The organism is Corynebacterium sp. ED61, from assembly GCF_015233855.1.
Classification (GTDB): Bacteria; Actinomycetota; Actinomycetes; order Mycobacteriales; family Mycobacteriaceae; genus Corynebacterium; species Corynebacterium dentalis.
Window position 1 is genome coordinate 165,644 of the sequence record NZ_JADGIT010000005.1, and the last position, 16,893, is coordinate 182,536.

The window sequence follows — 16,893 nt, forward strand, 5'->3', positions numbered from 1 at the left end:
CTTCTACGCGCTAGGACATTGGAAGTGCGGAATCGCATCGTCGTAGAGCATCGCCGAATCCAGAATCTGCGCCACCTGCAGCAGATCCGCTTCTCCTCGTGGACCCACCAGCTGAACGCCGACGGGCAGCCCGTCGCTGCCCATACCTCCAGGCAGCGAGATTGCTGCATGACCAGACACGTTCCACTCTGCGGCGAACGCGGTGGACGACAGCGAGGCCAACTGGGTGCGCAGGCTTCCCGTCTTCAGGTACGCGCCCGCGCGCGCCGGGCGATCGGCAACAGTCGGAGTCAGCAGAGCGTCGAATCCTTCCAGCTTCTGCGTCATTGTCTCTCCGAACGTCCGCGAGTACTCGCGTGCCCATTCCTTGAGCTTGAACCGGGCCCACGCGCCCAGTAGTTTGGTGCGCTTGTGGCGCGGTTCGATCCGCTCAGGGAATTCCAGCCCGGCGATCTCCTCCCGAATTCCACCGTAGAACTGGGTGACAAATGCCAAGGTGGGGTCTGGACGTTTAAAATCCACCTCGCGCACCTCGTGCCCTTTTGCCCGCAGCCTGTGCACGGCATAAGCCACGGCGCGAAGGTGATCATCATGGACTTTGATACCGGGAGTCGCGGGCGTGGTGTTCACCCCGATGACGAGCTTTCGGGGCCCAACCCTCTTGGTGAGGAGAGAATCGCGGGTGTGATCAGTGGCGATGGCGTCGAAAATGAGGGAACAACACTCCACGGAGCGCGCGATCGGCCCGGAGGTGCCCAGCTCCATCCACAAATCTGCATACGGGTCGGTGGGGACCGATCCGCGGCAGGGCTTCAGACCAACGGTGCCGCAGTGCGAGGACGGAATGCGGATCGAGCCGCCACCGTCGCCGCCGATGGCCGCAGGCACCATACGCGCAGCCACTGCAACCGCAGAGCCACCCGAGGAACCTCCTGGTGTACGAGACGGATCCCACGGGTTCCGGGTGATTCCAAAAGCGTCGGACTCCGTGAAGGGAAAGGCGCCAAACGCAGGCATCAGGGTCTTGCCGAGGATGATCGCCCCGGCCTCCCGCAAGCGCTTGACCAGCAGGGAATCGCGCGCTTTCGGGGTGGGGTTGCCCGCAGTGCCGAAGGTGGTTGGCGTTCCGGCCACGTCGATCTCGTCCTTGATGAGGATGGGCACACCGTGGAGGAGTCCGGGTTGAAAGTCAGGCTGTAGTGCCAGCTGATCCAGCTCATCGGCGGTACGAAGCGCTTCGTCATCCAGCAGGACGTGGATCGCGTTGAGCGTGGGGTTGAGCTCCGCGATCCGTGACAGGCACGCTTCCACGCCCTCTCGAGCTCCTGAACCGGGATGTTTCAGCACGGATTGTCGCCACTCGCGAACCCCGAATTGCTGCCACGTCGATGGATGCATGCCCGACTCTCCCTGTGCCATAGCTACTCTGCTAATCCACGAAGTACTGCAGGTTTTCTCCAACCCGCTTGCCGGAGTGGATACAGCCGCCCAAGAACGTGCCCTCCAGCGCATTCTTGCCGTGCATGCCACCACCACCGAATCCGGAGACCTCGCCAGCAGCGAATAGGCCGGGCAGAACAGAACCATCGGAGCGCAGCGCACGGCCGGACAGATCCGTTTCGATACCGCCCAGCGTCTTGCGCGTCAGCATGCGCAGACGCACCGCGATCAGCGGGCCCTGATCCTCATCCAGCAACTTGTGCGGGGCCGCGCAGCGCACAATCTTGTCGCCCAAGTAACCGCGAGCCGTGCGGATGTAGTTGACCTGATAGTCCTTGCCGAACTTGTTGTCCACCTGGCTGTCGCGATCCTCGATCTGCTTGCGCAGGCGAGCCACATCGATCTGCGGCGCATCCTCTCCGGTGACCTCGTTCATGCCCTTGACCAGCTCACCCAGGTTGTCCGCGATGACCCAGTCCTCACCGTTGTCCATGAATGCCTGAATCGCCGGATGGGTGCCCGGTCCCACCTTGCTCAGCAGGTTCTTGACCTTCTTGATGGTCAGGTCCGGGTTCTGTTCGGAACCGGAGAAGATGAACTCCTTGTCTGCGATCGCCTTGTTGAGCACGAACCAGGAGTAACCGTGCCCCGTTCGCCCAATCTGCTCGACGCCAGCCAGGTTGTCTCCACCAGGAATGATTGTGTTCGGCAGGCGATTACCCTCTGCGTCGAACCACATGGATGACGGCCCGGGGATGATGCGAATGCCGTGCTGAGGCCAGATCGGATCCCAGTTCATCATGCCTTCTGGGTAGGCCCACATCCGGTCCGTATTAGTCAGGCGAGCACCCGCATCTTTGGAAATCTGGATCATGCGACCATCCACGTGTGCGGGAACGCCGCAAACCAAGTCCTTGGGTGCCTCTCCCCAACGCCCGACTGGCCATGCCTTCCGCACCAAGTCCAAATTTCCGCCGATGCCGCCCGAAGTGACCACCACGGCCTGCCCGCGCAGTTCGAATTCACCCGTGACCTCGCGGTTGGAGGCAACTCCTCGCTCTTGGCAGTCCTCGGCCAGAACGCTGCCGCGCACACCCACGACACGGGGTCCTTCCGGGGTGCCTTCTGTGATTAGTTCATCGACTTGGTGCCGGAAAAGGAAGGTGACCTTGCCTTCGGACTCGAACTTCTCCAATGGCTCCCGAAACACTCGCACCACCTCGGGACCGGTGCCCCACGTGAGGTGGAAGCGGGGAACGGAGTTGCCGTGACCGGAAGCGTCGCCGGACCCGCGCTCGGCCCAACCTACAGTGGGCAAGACGTTCAGGCCCAGCCCCTTGAGGTAGTCACGCTTTTCCTGGGCTGCGAAACGCACGTACTCGCGGCCCCACCGGCGCGGCCAGTAGTCGTTTTCCGCATCGTCGAACTGTGCCGAGTTTTCCCAATCGCGCCACGCCAGCTCTTCGCTGTCCTTGACTCCCATGAGGCGCTGTTCGGGGCTATCCACGTAGAACAGGCCACCCAAGGACCAAAACGCCTGCGCGCCGAGGTTTTGCCGACCCTCCTGCTCCACCACCGTCACACGCAAACCGCTGCGCACGGCTTCATAGGCGGCGACCATTCCTGCCAGGCCACCACCAACGATGATGACTTGGCTTTCGGTCTCTGCGCCGTCGTTCGGCTCGGTATAGTTCGGGGACTCTGATGTGTACGCGGTAGGGCGAAAACTCACGGCCGATGCGCCTCTTTTCCATACTTTTCGAGCTCGGGATGTGCGGGCTGCACATATACTTCTACTTCTCTGACAATGCCACGGCTGAAACAGGGCACGCTGTGCGTGAGATCTTATTTTGTTGGCGAACCCATCGCTGCAAGTTCGGGGAATTTTTCGCTTTTCACCAGAAGTTCCACGACTATGCATTATGAGGTGCCTGGCTGAGCACAAGATTTTCGCGATGGCAGTGGCCGATGTGTATCCCCACTACGTGGCCAAAGCAGAGCGCAAGCAGCGCACGAAGCAAGAGGTTGACCGCATCATTGAATGGCTAACGGGATATGACTCCGCGGGTCCGAAAAAGGTTCTGCGCGATTAATCCTGCAGCAGGTTTTTAGCTGCGAGGACGGAAAACGAACTGCACGCAATCTAGTTCGCCAGCTTCCGCGAGGCACTGGTGCAGCGCGAGCTGGTATTCCCACAAGCGGCGGAACACGGGATCAAAACCAGCCGCAGCAGCCTGCCGTTCCCTAGCCGCGAAATTCGCGCGCCACAGAGGGATCGTGGCGGCAAGATGCGATCCCAAGTGGCTTTCTGCACTGATGCTCAAGCTGGTGTGCTTGGCGGTGGCATTGCGAATGTCTGAGACGGTGGAGTATCCCAGCGCGGGCCAGACGTACGCCCGCATCACGTCGAGAGCTTCCTTACTGGTCTCACGCATTGCATCCGTTGCCACGCACGTCTGCACCACAGCGCGCCCGCCTGCAGCCAACATGCGATCGATTGTCCGCAAGAAGTGACGCATGCCGCCTGGGCCCAACGTTTCCATTCTTTCGACGGAAAAGATGGCGTCATAAGTCCCCGACCATTGCCGAGGAGACGGAATGGGGCCGTCGATGGTGATAACTCGCACGGCACCTGCCACGCCAGCGGCACGCACCCGGGCTTCAACGGGTTCCACGTGGTCTTCGTCGCTGGTCAGAACGTCCACACTTGCACCGCGGAGTGCGGCTTCAACGGCCAGCTGACCACCGGAGCTGGGAAGTTCCAGCACCCTGTCCCCTGGGCCCACTCCGGCCTCGTCCAGCATCGCCTCGATACGTCGTACTTGAGCGTCATCGAGATCGAGCCGTTCCACCGATTCCGGAGTGCCGTACCAGGTCACGTCAATGGGCCATTGAGTTGTGGAGCGCTTGGAGGATCCTGTCTGGACATCCACCATCTCTGTGGCAGAGGAGCGCGAAGCAGCAGAAAATAGCGCGCTGCCCGTGGCTCGAGTGGATCCTGCGTACAGTTCCACCAGCCCTTCTGGAAGTTCGCCGGGCCGGACCGTGCCGAAATTGCGCTGGGATTTGGACCCTAAGGATCCCATGAGCTTCCCGGACTTCTTCTCCCATTCGTGGGAGAGCAGCACGTTAAGCACATCCGGCAGCGGCTCGGCATCCCATTCCCCGGCCAAGTAGCCTTCTGCGAGGCCTAGCCAACCCTCTGCGACGATGCGATCGATAACTTGGCCATCGCGCACCACCATGTTCGGCACGCTGCTGGTATCTAGAGCGATGTCTTTGGATTCCAGCAGCGCCTCGAGGCGGTCTGTCACATCGCGGGCACGCAAGCCTTGAAACCGAGCCTGCGGTGGCCGAACCACATTCGGCCAACGTTGCTCATCGATGTACTGTTCCACGGTTGTTTGCGCACCTCCTAGTCCCCCCGAAGTTACTAGGAAACCAACATTTTCCTCGTTCGACACAACCGATTTCCTGCAATTAAGTGCCTACGGGGTAACGGTCAAGGCATTTAACCCCCTCGTGACATGAATCTTTGTCCGTGTGGCGCTTATCATAGGACGAAGATCCTCACATCAGAGGTTTATGAACGCTTGTCAATAAACAAAACACAGTGAGCAATTTTGGAGGAGCAACTCCGCATGTCGAAAACCCCGTATCGCCCGCAAGGTGGTCGCCACCACGTCGTAATCATCGGAGCGGGTTTTGGTGGCCTGTTCGCAGCAAAGAAGTTCAAAGATTCTGACGTCTCCGTCACCATCGTTGACCGCACCAACCACCACCTCTTTCAGCCGCTGCTGTACCAAGTAGCAACCGGAATCCTCTCCGAGGGCGAGATTGCTCCTTCGATCCGCCAGATCTTGGCTGATCAGGACAACGTCCGCGTCGTCAAGGGCGAAGTTCGCGACGTGAACCTGGAAGGACAGACTGTCACCGCCGACCTCGGTGGCAAGGACGAGGTCCTGGAATACGACAGCCTCATCGTCGCCGCTGGCGCTTCGCAGTCCTACTTCGGTAATGAGCACTTCGCCGAGTTCGCGCCGGGCATGAAGTCCATTGACGACGCACTAGAAATCCGCGCCCGCGTCACTGGCGCTTTCGAGCGCGCAGAGATCACGGATGACCCTGAAGAGCGCAAGCGCCTGCTTACCTTTGTCGTCGTTGGTGCAGGTCCGACTGGCGTGGAGCTGGCTGGACAGCTGGCCGAGATGGCTCACCGCACTCTGCGCGACGAGTTCCGCGAAATCAACACCAAGAACACCCGCATCCTGCTGGTTGATGGTGGACCGCACGTTCTCATGCCATTCGGCAAGCGTTTGGGCCGTAAGGCTGCTCGCATCCTGGAAAAGCTCAATGTGGATGTCATCCCCAACTCCTTGGTCACCAATGTGACCAAGGAAGGCGTGACCCTGAAGGATATGAAGACCTCAGAAGAGTCCTTCGTTCCCGCATACTGCAAGATCTGGTCCGCCGGCGTGGCCGCTTCCCCACTGGGCAAGCACGTCGCCGATCAGGCTGGTGTCGAGGTAGACCGTGCGGGTCGCGTGTCCGTCAATGACGACCTCACTGTCGGCGAGCACCGCAATGTCTTCATGATCGGAGACATGATCAACCTGAACCGCCTCCCAGGTGTGGCGCAGGTGGCAATGCAGGGTGGTCAGTACGCTGCGCGCACCATCATCGACCAGGTGGAAAACCGCACCTCCCCATCTTCTCGCCCTCCATTCGACTACTTCGACAAGGGCTCCATGGCCATCGTCTCCCGCTTCAACGCAGTGGTGAAGATGAACAAGGCCGAGGTTTCCGGCTTCCTGGGCTGGCTGATGTGGCTGGTTCTGCACCTGCTGTACATGGTGGGATTCCGCAACCGCGCCGTTGCCGCATTCAGCTGGGGCTTGAACTCCGTGTCCCGTCGCCGTTGGCAGCTGACTGCCACTCGCCAGCAGCTGCACGCACGCAACGCGCTGCGCAAGCTGCGCGAGATGGAAGACAACGAGGGCATCCGCTCCATCGAGGTTCGCGACAACCTCCGTTTCGGCGAAGGCCGCGATACCCGCGCCGTATCCGACTAATCCTCGGTTCGCCCTCTCTGAAGAACTGAGGCGCCCTCCATGCGTTCAGCATGAGGGCGCCTTTGGCGTATTCGACGCAGAAAAATGCAACCAGCGCTAGCGCTTAGGCTTCAGGTTCGGAACCACCGCGGTTTTCAATTGAGTCAAGGCCACCAACTTGCCCGTCGCCTCATTCTTGTGCTCAATACGCCACAAATGGGTGCTCCTGCCCAGGTGTTCCGGGGTTGCCGTCGACACAATCACATCACCCTTGACAGAAGGACGCAGGAAGTCCGTGTGATTGCTGGTGCCCATCACCGCAGGCTCCGCACCAGCGGCCAGGTACGAAGCCACAGAACCTGCGGACTCCGCCAGCGCGGCCAACAAACCACCGTGAGTAATCCCCCACGGCTGCAAGTGCTCGGCGGTGATCTCCACGCGCAGAGCGACCTTCCGTGGCCCAACCTCGATGTATTGCGATCCCATGACCACGTCAAAGTTCGTATCGAAACGATTGGCCTTGTTGAATTGCGCGATTTGAGAGTCATCCAAATCCTGCTGCGCCGCAATTTCCGAAAGCTGCTGGAACTTGAGCAGAGCGGCGCGCTTGGCGTCCTTGCTGACATCTGCATGCGAGTTATCGTTCATGGGCTCACCGTATCGGAGTTTGGGTCGCTAGTATGTATAACCATGACTAATTCTTCTGCCACTTTCGGTACTGCGTCCGCTGCAGGTTCCGCTCAGATCGGAGTTGTTGGGCTGGCCGTCATGGGCTCCAACATCGCCCGGAACTTTGCGAACCACGGCCACACGGTGGCGGTGTACAACCGCACCACCGCCAAGACCGAGGCATTCATGGAGGAATTCGGGGATACCGGCAACTTCGTGTCATCCGCGACCATCGAGGATTTCGTGGCCTCGTTGGAGCGTCCCCGTCGCGCTCTGATCATGGTGGCCGCCGGTGCGGGTACCGATGCCGTGATCAACCAGCTGGCTGACGCGATGGATGAGGGCGATATCATCATCGACGGCGGAAACGCCCTGTACACGGACACGATCCGCCGCGAAAAGGAGATGTCTGAGCGCAACCTGATGTTCGTCGGTGCGGGCATCTCCGGCGGCGAGGAGGGCGCTCTGAACGGTCCGGCAATCATGCCTGGCGGCCCGAAGGAGTCCTATGAGTCTTTGGGCCCACTGCTGGAGTCCATTTCCGCGCAGGTAGATGGCGTGCCGTGCTGCACCCACATTGGCCCAGATGGCGCCGGCCACTTCGTGAAGATGGTGCACAACGGCATCGAGTACGCGGACATGCAGGTCATCGGCGAGGCCTACCACCTGCTGCGTTACTCCGCTGGCATGGAGCCTGCAGAAATTGCCGAGGTGTTCCGTGAGTGGAATAAGGGCGCGCTGGAAAGTTACCTGATTGAGATCACCGCTGAGGTGCTGGCACAGGTGGATGCGGAGACCGGCAAGGCATTGGTGGACATCATCGTGGATTCCGCTGGTCAGAAGGGCACCGGCCGGTGGACCGTCAAGTCCGCGCTGGATCTGGGTATTCCTGTCACCGGTATCGGAGAGGCTGTATTTGCCCGCGCGCTGTCTTCTGCTCGCGATCAGCGCGCGGCCGCGCAGGAAAAGCTTCCGTCCGGTTCTTTGGCAGAGGGCATCGCCCCCGAGGATCGCGAGAGTTTCATCGAGGACGTCCGCCGCGCTCTCTACGCGTCCAAGTTGGTGGCGTACGCGCAGGGCTTCGATCAGATCCAGGCAGGCTCCAAGGAGTATGACTGGAATGTTGATCCGAAGGACATGGCCACCATCTGGCGCGGTGGTTGCATCATTCGCGCGCGTTTCTTAAACAGTGTTCGCGAGGCCTATGAAAAGGATTCGCAGCTGCCTTCCCTGCTGCTGGATGATTACTTCAATGGCGAGCTGCAGGATCTGATTGATTCTTGGCGCCGTATCGTTGTCACAGCTACGTTGCAGGGCCTGCCGGTTCCTGTGTTCGCTTCTTCTCTTTCTTACTACGACGCACTACGCGCCGATCGTCTCCCCGCCGCCCTGATCCAGGGTCAGCGCGATTTCTTCGGCGCCCACACTTACGGTCGCATCGACCGCGAGGGCGCATTCCATACTCTCTGGTCAGCCGACCGAAATGAGGTTCAAGCCTAAGTGACTTCTGGCTCTTCCAAGCGGCGCCGGGTCGTTCGACGCGGTAGCCGCGTGGTTTCTGATTCTTCCCGTTCTTCTTCCCGACGCAATGCTCGCCCGAACGCCAGCTCCTCACAGGGCCAAGGCAAGGGCAAGTCACAGAAGCGTCGCGGTGAGCGTTCCGCGGATCAATGCGCTCGCCCGCAACGGCAACAGCGCGCATCTCACCACTCGCCCGCGGCGCAAAAGTCTGCGCCAGCCCCTGCCGCTGCTCCTTCGGTGATGGCGGATACCTCCACTACTTTCGCGGACTTAGGTCTTCCATTGGAGCTGGTCAGAGCCTTGCGTCAGGAAGGCATCGAGCATCCCTTCCCTATCCAGGCCAAGGCCATTCCGCAGGCATTGGGCGGCCAAGACATTCTGGGGCGCGGACCGACTGGTTCTGGAAAGACGTTTACGTTTGGTCTGCCGATTATCGCTTCGCTGATGCAGGGTGCATCCAAGCCCAAGGCACCCCGGGCCCTGATTCTGGCGCCGACCCGTGAACTAGCCGCACAGATTCGTGCCCGTTTGGAGCCGATCGCTGCTTCGGCTGGCCAGCGTGTGCTGGAGGTTGTGGGCGGAGTGAAGATCTCCCACAACATCCGTGCACTGGCTCGTCCCGTAGACATCTTGGTGGCTACCCCAGGCCGTGCCCAAGACCTGTTGGATCAGAAGGAAATTTCCTTTGCTGACGTGCAGATTGTGGCGCTCGATGAAGCGGATCAGATGGCGGACATGGGCTTTCTTCCGCAGGTCAAGAAGCTGCTCAACCGCGTGCCTCGTACCGCTCAACACCTGCTGTTCAGCGCCACCCTCGATGGCGATGTGCAGATCCTGGTGGATAAGTACATGAACAATCCCGTGACCCACTCCACGGGTGAGGCGCAGGTGCGGGTGGATTCCATGGACCACTACCTCACCCCGGTTGCCGATGGCCCATCGCGCAACCAACTAGTGGTGGCTATCGGTAAGCAATCCACCAAGACCATCATGTTTGTCCGCACCAAGCACGGCGCGGACCGGTTTGCGAAAAAGCTAGTCAAGGCCGGAGTACGCGCGGTAGCGCTGCATGGCAACAAGGGGCAGAACTCCCGAACCGCCGCCATCGATAGCTTCACCTCCGGAGATACCAGTGTGCTGGTAGCCACCGATATTGCCGCCCGCGGTATCGATATTTCCGGCGTGGATCTGGTGGTTCACGTAGACGTGCCCGCTGAACACAAGGCCTACGTTCACCGCGCAGGTCGCACGGCGCGCGCTGGAACCTCCGGCACTGTCGTAACCCTGTGCTTTGCTGATGCCATCGACGATGCGCGAGCATTGCTGAAGAAGGCGGGTGTCACAGCCACGGAGCTGAAGACCAGCGCATTGATTGACATGCTGAAGATCCAGAAGGGACGTGCCTAGTTCGTGGAGATCGTATTATCGATCGTCGGCCTCATTGGTTTTGTGGCCCTGACGGCATGCACCGGTCTGTTCGTCGCCGTGGAGTTTGCCCTGACGGGCTTGGAGCGCTCCACGATCGAAGACCACGCCAAGCAGAAAGACGATGGCACCGCCAAGCTGCTGCGACGCGCACACGGCGAGCTGAGCTTTGTGCTGTCCGGCGCACAGCTGGGTATCACCATCACCACCTTGGCCACGGGTTACTTGGCCGAGCCCATTCTGGCTAAATTCTTCACCCCATTGCTCAATCTGGTCGGTCTGAGCGAATCGGCCAGCAAGCCCATCGCGCTGATCTTGTCGTTGATCATCGCCACGGGACTGTCCATGGTCTTCGGTGAACTGGTTCCCAAGAACCTCGCTATTGCCCACCCTTTGCAGGTCGGCCGCTACACCATCCGCCCTGTGTGGGCTTTCAACAAGGCGCTATCTGGCTTTATTAGTGCGCTGAACGATGCGGCGAACTTCGTGGTTCGTAAGTTTGGCGTCGAGCCGGCGGACGAACTCGCCAGCGCCCGCAGCCCGCAGGAACTCTCCGCATTGGTTCGCCACTCAACGGGCGATGGAGGATTTTCCGCAGGTAAGGCCCGCGTGTTGGACCGCTCGCTGAAGTTCGGCGACGCCAGCGCGGATGACATCATGACACCCCGGTCCACCGTGGTCACTCTCGATGTGGAAGACACCGCGCTGGACTTGATTAAGTTAGCCATCGAGACCGGCCACTCCCGCTTCCCCGTCACTCGCGGCGACCTCGATGACACGGTGGGCGTGGTGCACGTCAAGGATGCCCTCAGCGTGGCTCAGAACGAGCGCGCCACCACCCCAGTGCTGGAGATGGCGCGCGCCGTGCCTACCGTGCCGTCCAGTTTGGGTGGCGACGACGTGCTCGCCCGCGTCCGCAGCGCCGGCTCCCAATTGGTACTGGTGGCTGACGAATACGGCGGTACCGCAGGCATCGTCACCATCGAAGACGTGGTGGAGGAGATTGTCGGCGAAGTCTGGGATGAGCACGATAACCGCGCCGAAGATGCCGAAGTTCAGCGCAGCGGACAGGACTGGGAAGTCTCCGGGCTAGTCCGCATTGACGAGCTGCCGGAGTCCGTAGGCTACACACCACCAGAAGGTCCTTATGAAACGCTCGGCGGCTTGGTCATGCAGACTCTGGGGCGCATCCCCGAAGAGGGCGATATGGTGCTTCTGCCCATCGCTTCCAGCAACTATGTGAACTTCGAAACCGGCGGCGATCACCGCTGGGAAGCCACGGTCACCTCGATGGACAACCGTCGAGTAGACCGCGTGCGCATGCGACCAGTAAAGAATGAGGTGAAGTAATGGGTTCCGATATTTGGGGCATTATCTTTGCCGTATTCCTGCTGGGTCTCAATGCGTTTTTCGTGGGAGTGGAGTTCGCTCTGATCTCCTCCAGGCGCGATCGCCTGGACAACATGATTGCTGCGGGCAACCGCAGCGCAGTCAAGGTGTTGGAGGCCACGGAGAACCTCTCCATTCAACTGGCTGGTGCGCAGTTCGGCATCACGTTGGCCTCCGTGTTGCTGGGTAAGGTGGGCGAGCCCGCCATTGCCCACCTGATTGAGAAGCCGTTCCACATGGTGGGGCTACCAGATAACCTTCTGCATCCGGTCTCCTTCGCCATCTCCCTGCTGATCGTGACTGTGCTGCACATCATCTTGGGCGAGATGGTGCCGAAGAACATCGCGCTGGCCGGTCCAGAGACCGTAGCAACGTACCTGATCCGCCCGCACCTGCTGTTCGTCAAGCTGGCTCACCCGATCATGGTGTTCCTCAACTGGATCGCCCGCATCACACTGCACGCAGTGGGCGTGGAGCAAAAGGACGAGCTGGATTCCACCGTCTCTCCTTCTGAGCTGGCCAGCATGATCGCGGAATCTCGTTCCGAGGGTCTCATCGCGCCCGCCGAAGCCGATCGTCTATCCAACGCGCTGGGCAGCTCCCGCAGAACGCTGCGCGAAGTGCTGATCCCGGCTCGTGACGTGCGAGTTATTCAGCAACACGGAGCCCAGCTGATGGTCTCTGATGTGGAGGATGCTGTGAAAGAAACCGGCTTCTCCCGCTTCCCCGTGGCCGGAGACAACGGCCTGTGGATCGGCTACATCCACATCAAGGACGTGCTGGACAATGTGGCCTTGGATTCCGATCCCACCACGCCAGCCTCCAGCACCCCGCTGGATTCCACGGACGTGCGCGAGCTCATCGAAGTATCGCTCGATGAGAACTTTGATGTGGCTATGCGCCGCATGCGCCAGCACTCCAGCCACGTCGCTGCTGTTGTGGGTGAGGACGGCGCAATCGTGGGCATCGTGACGTTGGAAGACATCATAGAGGAGTTGGTGGGTACGGTGCGAGACTGGACCCACGATGAGTAGCAAGACCGACGAGCAGCCCGGTGACACAGGACATTTGTCCGTGTTGCCTGCAGCTCGCTGGATGGCGCTGCGGGACGAGCACCAACAGCAAGTCCACGAGCTGACGAAGAATCACCGTCAGCGTCGGCGCTCCGCCGAGCGCCACCCCGTGTGGGACTTCATGTTCAGTTACTACCCCGTTAGCCCAGGCAAACTCTCTCACTGGCATCCCGGGGCAGGCACTTGGCTGGACATGGAGGACACCGGGGAGAAGGCGAAGGTGGCGTCGGAAGAAAAACAACACCTCCTTCCCCACTACAAAGACCATTACGTACAACGTGGCGCCGCATGGGGCCTGGATCTGCAGCGGCACTGGGATGACCGGGGAAAGAGCATTAGCTACATGCACCGGTTGCTCTCGCTGACCAAGCAGCGGCCGCCGCAGCTGGGGTGCTTTGGCCTGCACGAATGGGCAATGGTTTACCGCGATACGCCGCGTCACCCCGAGCCGCTGCGTCTCGGCGCCGAGGGCACGAACCAGGTGGTGGAGAACAGCCAGCTCAAGTGCACGCACATTGACGCATTCCGCTTCTTCACCCCACAAGCCGCACCGCGCAATGAGCTGCGCCCCACGCGCGAGACGCAGACCGAGCTCGAGCAGCCCGGATGCCTGCACGCCACCATGGACGTGTACAAATGGGCGACCAAACTTGGTCCGATGCTGCCCGGTGAACTGTGGCTGCGCGCCTTTGCTCTGGCCTGCGATGTGCGCGTCCTGGACATGGAGGCAAGCCCGTATGACCTGCAGGAATGGGGCTTTGCTCCGGTGAAGATCGAAGAGCCCGCAGGACGCGCGGAGTACGTGCGCAGGCAGCAGGAGCTCATGCGGCGCGGGCAGGCGCTGCGTGGGGAGATCCTCGACATCCTAGAAGAGGCCTTCCCTCATCTGCGCGCACCAAGCAGCTAGACTCAGACACATTGCCTTTGACCAGCCTCGGGAGGAACCATGGGTAGACACGCTAACGGCACGAAGAATTACCGCATCGCCGGGTGGATTTGGTTTGCGCTGATCGCTCTGGTGCTGGTGGTGGCGCTGATCATTGGTTGGGGTGCGCTGCGACAGAGCAACGAGGCCTCCACCGACCAAAAGCAGTGTCCCGAGGGCGATTACAGTCTCAACGTGTGGGCCGCGCCCGAGCGTGGCGAGGCGGCTCAGCAGCTGGTGGACAAGTACAACGAGTCTGGCCAGGTGGTCAATGATCACTGCGTGAAGGCGGAGGTTAGCCAGGTCGCCGATCAAGAGGCGCTGGATAAGGCCAAGAGCTCTGATGGCGTCTCCAGCGTGTGGATCCCCGCCTCTCCTTCCACTGTGGCCAAGGGCATGGCAGATGCAGGTATCAATACCAATGGCAAGGACGTCCCCGTTGTCGATGGTGCCGCGGTGTTCGCGCTGGGCAATGATCGCGGCATCGATGAGCAGGCCGCGCGTTCCGGCAACGACTTCGCCTCTTTCGCCGCCGATTCCGAGGGCGCCCAGGTGGTGCCGCTGGATCAGGTCGCAGATGGTTCTTTTGATGTCGACGCCACCTCGAACGACACCACCGAGACACAGTCCTCTGCAGGTAACCAATCTGAAGCTGAGAAGCCCGCTGATGACAACGCTGCTGATGCCGACGGTGCCACTACCTCTGGACCAGCTGCCGTGACGTTCGTGGTGGATACCTCCGGCTCGATGGGACTCTACGAGGGCGATTACACGCGGATGGACAATATTCGCGGTCCCATCTCAGATGCCATGCGGGGTATCGGTGAGCGCGGCGGCATAGTGAGCCTGTGGAACTACTCCTCCCCCATCAACCCGGGCGTTTCCGTTCCTTACCGCGATAACGTGGACATTTCCGTGGGTGATGATGGCACGATGGCCAGCGGAATCGTCAACCAGCTTGGCTTTGGCGGGGCAACGTATACATACGAATCGGTGCTTGCGGCGTACCGTGCCGCGGTGGCCAACGCGAGTGGTTCGGACAAGCCCGGACGTCTGGTACTGATCACCGATGGGCCCAACGACGGTGGCTCCATTGGTTTGGAATCTGCTGTGGCGGCAATTGAAAAGCTGCACGGCGAACAGGCCGTACTGCTTGAGGTGGTGACCATCGGAGAGAATGTGGACACTGAGGCGATGCAGCAGATCGCGCAAGCCGGTGGCGGCAATGTACACCACGCTGCTGATTCGCTGGGTATTACTGAGCCGCTGCGTGAAGCGGTAGAGGGCTAGGGCTTAGCGGCTCTCTGGCCTTAGGCCGTGACAGCCTAGGCCATGCGGCGACGGCGGCGCGCTGCCAGCTCGTCGATCGCTGGATCCTGAGTGATCTTCTCGGAAGGGAACGCGGTGATGGTGCCGGTCAATTCCTTCATCAGACCAGGCACGGCGATGCCGAACACGCCTTGTCCACCGTTGAGGAGGTCGATGACCTCTTCCGGCGAGCGACACTCATAGACGGTAGTGCCATCAGAAACCAGCGTGATGCCGGAGAGGTCATCCACGCCGAGGTTTTCCAACTTTCCCACTGCCTTGCGGATGTTCTGCAGCGAGATTCCGGTGTCTAGCAGGCCCTTAACGATCTTGAGCACGAGGATGTCGCGGAAAGAGTACAGGCGTTGGGAACCAGAGCCGTGGGCGTTGCGGATGGTGGGCTGCACCAGCTTGGTGCGTGCCCAGTAGTCCAGCTGGCGGTAGCTAATGCCGGCCACTTGGCAGGCAATGGGTACGCGGTAGCCGACCTCTTCGTCGGGTCCGTCCACGTCAAAGAGCGCGTCTTGCTGCGGAAGCTGCTTGCTCATGTTTGTCTCTCCTGGCTAGCGATGTTCTCTACATTAGAGGGACATCATTGTGATTTCTACACGTGTGACTTAACTGCTTGGTAAAGGCACGTGGGATCAACCTGCAAAGGTTCAATCTGAACTTCACTGTTGATATTAACACTAGTCACAAAAATCACACGTGTAACAACACGCGTGTGATCTGCAGCTTAAGAATTCTCCCCGTCTGGGGACTCACCATCCAGCCAATCGCCGAGATCATCGCTCCAGCCCATGGCCTTCCACATGTCTTCAAACTCATCGACGATTTCTGGTGATGCCGTGGTGGGCAGTCCCCCGTCCCAACGCAGTACCAGTGCGGACAGTGCTGCGTCTTCTTCTTCGACGTCAGCATCTGACTCCGCGGCTTTGCGCGCCGTGTCCTGCAGATTCTTCATTTCTTCTACGAACGCAGGGTTGGATGGAATCATCGTGGAAGCCATCGCTTCCTTGACACGCACGTCGAACAGCACGCCAGCGTGCCATATGAATTCCAAAGTGCTGGGGCGCACATCAATGTAGCGATCGCCCTGCTTGAGGCCTGCGGTCATCTGACCACGTGAATTGGTGGAGATTTCCGCGAACCACGGATCGTCGGCATCGCCAGAGCTCAAAAGGCTGGCCAAGATTTCACCGTCTGTAGGACGTCCCCCGAGGTCCTGCATTTGCTCCACCCAGACCGGCAAGAGTGCCGAGCCATCCGGGGTGGCGAACACCAAAACATCGACAGCCTGATCGGTAAGCCCAGCTGCGCTGAACCTGCCGATTAGGTGAACTTCGATATCAGCCAAGGTTGCCCTTCACCAAGGCGGCGTTCAAAGAAAGGATGAGAGCCGACACTTCGCGGGCCGTCTCATCTGCACGCTGACGAGCGTTTTCGTCGCGGCCGTGGGCCAGTGGCTCAGAGACCTTAGCCACCATGTCCGTGTGTCGCTGGGCAATGGTCATCAGCGACTTCAAGTGACGCGTGTCCAGGGCGTATTCCGTCAGGCGAGATGCCAGCTGAACTACCAGCACATCGTCGACGGAGAAGAATCCTGCAGTGTTCGCGGAGATCAATCCCATGCGGATCAACGAACCCACGAAAGAATCGTCCACATCCGCGCGCGCAACAACGTCTGGCCTGGTCAGGCGACGAGGAGCGTCCGCAGCACGGAACTGCTCAGCGGTCAGTGCTCCCGGCGCAGGCTGCTTGGCCGTTACTGGAGTCACCTTGCCGGAGTCCATAGCCTCCAGCTGTTCACGGATCACCTTCAGCGGAAGGTAATTGTCACGCTGGTGGGTCAGGATGTAGCGCAAGCGCGCAATATCATCGGGTGAGAAGCGACGGTAACCGGACTGGCTACGCCGTGGGCTAATCAGCTTTTCAGTCTCCAAGAAACGAATCTTGGACACCGTGACATCAGGAAAGTCAGGCTTGAGCTGCTTCAGTACGTCACCGATGGTGGAGGTGGGTAGCACCTTCTTAGCGGTAGAGAAATTATTACCCTCTACCGCTCGGGCTGCATTCGCTTGAGCACTCACCG

Annotated in this window: 15 protein-coding genes; 8 read left to right on the plus strand and 7 right to left on the minus strand. The window is 60.2% G+C overall.

The window, feature by feature from the left end; translation table 11 throughout:
* Positions 1 to 3: 3 nt before the first annotated feature.
* Both IM764_RS07495 and IM764_RS07500 read right to left on the minus strand, forming a co-directional pair.
* A complete protein-coding gene (locus IM764_RS07495; RefSeq protein ID WP_228073526.1) occupies positions 4 to 1,419 on the minus strand; it encodes an amidase family protein in 1,416 nt (471 codons plus the stop codon).
* Between the two features lie 10 nt (positions 1,420 to 1,429).
* The gene (locus tag IM764_RS07500; protein ID WP_268803749.1) at positions 1,430 to 3,172 is read right to left on the minus strand and encodes an FAD-binding dehydrogenase; all 1,743 of its coding nucleotides are present in this window, start codon (positions 3,170 to 3,172) and stop codon (positions 1,430 to 1,432) included.
* A gap of 223 nt (positions 3,173 to 3,395) precedes the next feature.
* Between IM764_RS07500 and IM764_RS07505 the strand changes: the two genes are divergently transcribed.
* Positions 3,396 to 3,533 carry a DUF2200 family protein gene (locus tag IM764_RS07505; protein WP_370551570.1) on the plus strand — a complete coding sequence of 46 codons (138 nt, stop codon included), beginning with the start codon at positions 3,396 to 3,398 and terminating at the stop codon, positions 3,531 to 3,533.
* Positions 3,534 to 3,548: 15 nt separating this feature from the next.
* On the opposite strand, the gene IM764_RS07510 is transcribed toward IM764_RS07505, so the two are convergent.
* Entirely contained in the window at positions 3,549 to 4,838 is a 1,290-nt protein-coding gene (locus IM764_RS07510; protein ID WP_194187436.1) for a class I SAM-dependent methyltransferase, read from the minus strand.
* Between the two features lie 243 nt (positions 4,839 to 5,081).
* Here IM764_RS07510 and IM764_RS07515 point away from each other — a divergent pair, with 243 nt between their 5' ends.
* The gene (locus IM764_RS07515) at positions 5,082 to 6,512 is read left to right on the plus strand and encodes an NAD(P)/FAD-dependent oxidoreductase (protein ID WP_099298782.1); all 1,431 of its coding nucleotides are present in this window, start codon (positions 5,082 to 5,084) and stop codon (positions 6,510 to 6,512) included.
* Positions 6,513 to 6,608: 96 nt separating this feature from the next.
* On the opposite strand, the gene IM764_RS07520 is transcribed toward IM764_RS07515, so the two are convergent.
* Positions 6,609 to 7,139, minus strand: a complete 531-nt coding sequence (locus tag IM764_RS07520) for a PaaI family thioesterase (RefSeq protein ID WP_099298783.1) — start codon at positions 7,137 to 7,139, stop codon at positions 6,609 to 6,611.
* Between the two features lie 42 nt (positions 7,140 to 7,181).
* Here IM764_RS07520 and gndA point away from each other — a divergent pair, with 42 nt between their 5' ends.
* The 6 genes from gndA to IM764_RS07550 all read left to right on the plus strand — a co-directional run bounded on the left by gndA (position 7,182) and on the right by IM764_RS07550 (position 14,783).
* Positions 7,182 to 8,660, plus strand: coding sequence for an NADP-dependent phosphogluconate dehydrogenase (gene gndA / locus IM764_RS07525; RefSeq protein ID WP_194187437.1), 1,479 nt, complete (start codon positions 7,182 to 7,184; stop codon positions 8,658 to 8,660).
* Positions 8,661 to 8,921: 261 nt separating this feature from the next.
* Entirely contained in the window at positions 8,922 to 10,088 is a 1,167-nt protein-coding gene (locus IM764_RS07530) for a DEAD/DEAH box helicase (RefSeq protein ID WP_099298854.1), read from the plus strand.
* A gap of 3 nt (positions 10,089 to 10,091) precedes the next feature.
* Entirely contained in the window at positions 10,092 to 11,456 is a 1,365-nt protein-coding gene (locus IM764_RS07535; RefSeq protein ID WP_194187438.1) for a hemolysin family protein, read from the plus strand.
* Positions 11,456 to 12,529, plus strand: a complete 1,074-nt coding sequence (locus tag IM764_RS07540) for a hemolysin family protein (protein WP_099298786.1) — start codon at positions 11,456 to 11,458, stop codon at positions 12,527 to 12,529. The genes IM764_RS07535 and IM764_RS07540 overlap by 1 nt, the downstream gene beginning before the upstream one ends.
* Before the next feature lie 61 nt (positions 12,530 to 12,590).
* Positions 12,591 to 13,475: a 3-methyladenine DNA glycosylase gene (locus IM764_RS07545; protein WP_099298855.1), complete on the plus strand. Its 885-nt coding sequence runs from the start codon at positions 12,591 to 12,593 to the stop codon at positions 13,473 to 13,475.
* Between the two features lie 39 nt (positions 13,476 to 13,514).
* Positions 13,515 to 14,783, plus strand: coding sequence for a VWA domain-containing protein (locus IM764_RS07550; protein WP_194187439.1), 1,269 nt, complete (start codon positions 13,515 to 13,517; stop codon positions 14,781 to 14,783).
* Between the two features lie 35 nt (positions 14,784 to 14,818).
* Here IM764_RS07550 and IM764_RS07555 read toward each other — a convergent pair whose 3' ends face one another.
* The 3 genes from IM764_RS07555 to IM764_RS07565 form a co-directional block, all read right to left on the minus strand.
* Complete coding sequence (locus IM764_RS07555) at positions 14,819 to 15,349, minus strand: MerR family transcriptional regulator (RefSeq protein WP_099298788.1); 531 nt, start codon at positions 15,347 to 15,349, stop codon at positions 14,819 to 14,821.
* Between the two features lie 188 nt (positions 15,350 to 15,537).
* A complete protein-coding gene (locus IM764_RS07560) occupies positions 15,538 to 16,158 on the minus strand; it encodes a hypothetical protein (RefSeq protein WP_194187440.1) in 621 nt (206 codons plus the stop codon).
* Positions 16,151 to 16,891, minus strand: a complete 741-nt coding sequence (locus IM764_RS07565; protein ID WP_099298790.1) for a MerR family transcriptional regulator — start codon at positions 16,889 to 16,891, stop codon at positions 16,151 to 16,153. The genes IM764_RS07560 and IM764_RS07565 overlap by 8 nt, the downstream gene beginning before the upstream one ends.
* Positions 16,892 to 16,893: the final 2 nt, after the last annotated feature.

Coding starts and splice junctions, on each gene's coding strand:
- IM764_RS07495 (WP_228073526.1), bottom strand. CDS start 1,419: ATGGCACAGGGAGAGTCGGGCATGCATCCATCGACGTGGCAGCAATTC.
- IM764_RS07505 (WP_370551570.1), top strand. CDS start 3,396: ATGGCAGTGGCCGATGTGTATCCCCACTACGTGGCCAAAGCAGAGCGC.
- IM764_RS07515 (WP_099298782.1), top strand. CDS start 5,082: ATGTCGAAAACCCCGTATCGCCCGCAAGGTGGTCGCCACCACGTCGTA.
- IM764_RS07520 (WP_099298783.1), bottom strand. CDS start 7,139: ATGAACGATAACTCGCATGCAGATGTCAGCAAGGACGCCAAGCGCGCC.
- gndA (WP_194187437.1), top strand. CDS start 7,182: ATGACTAATTCTTCTGCCACTTTCGGTACTGCGTCCGCTGCAGGTTCC.
- IM764_RS07530 (WP_099298854.1), top strand. CDS start 8,922: ATGGCGGATACCTCCACTACTTTCGCGGACTTAGGTCTTCCATTGGAG.
- IM764_RS07540 (WP_099298786.1), top strand. CDS start 11,456: ATGGGTTCCGATATTTGGGGCATTATCTTTGCCGTATTCCTGCTGGGT.
- IM764_RS07545 (WP_099298855.1), top strand. CDS start 12,591: ATGGCGCTGCGGGACGAGCACCAACAGCAAGTCCACGAGCTGACGAAG.
- IM764_RS07550 (WP_194187439.1), top strand. CDS start 13,515: ATGGGTAGACACGCTAACGGCACGAAGAATTACCGCATCGCCGGGTGG.
- IM764_RS07555 (WP_099298788.1), bottom strand. CDS start 15,349: ATGAGCAAGCAGCTTCCGCAGCAAGACGCGCTCTTTGACGTGGACGGA.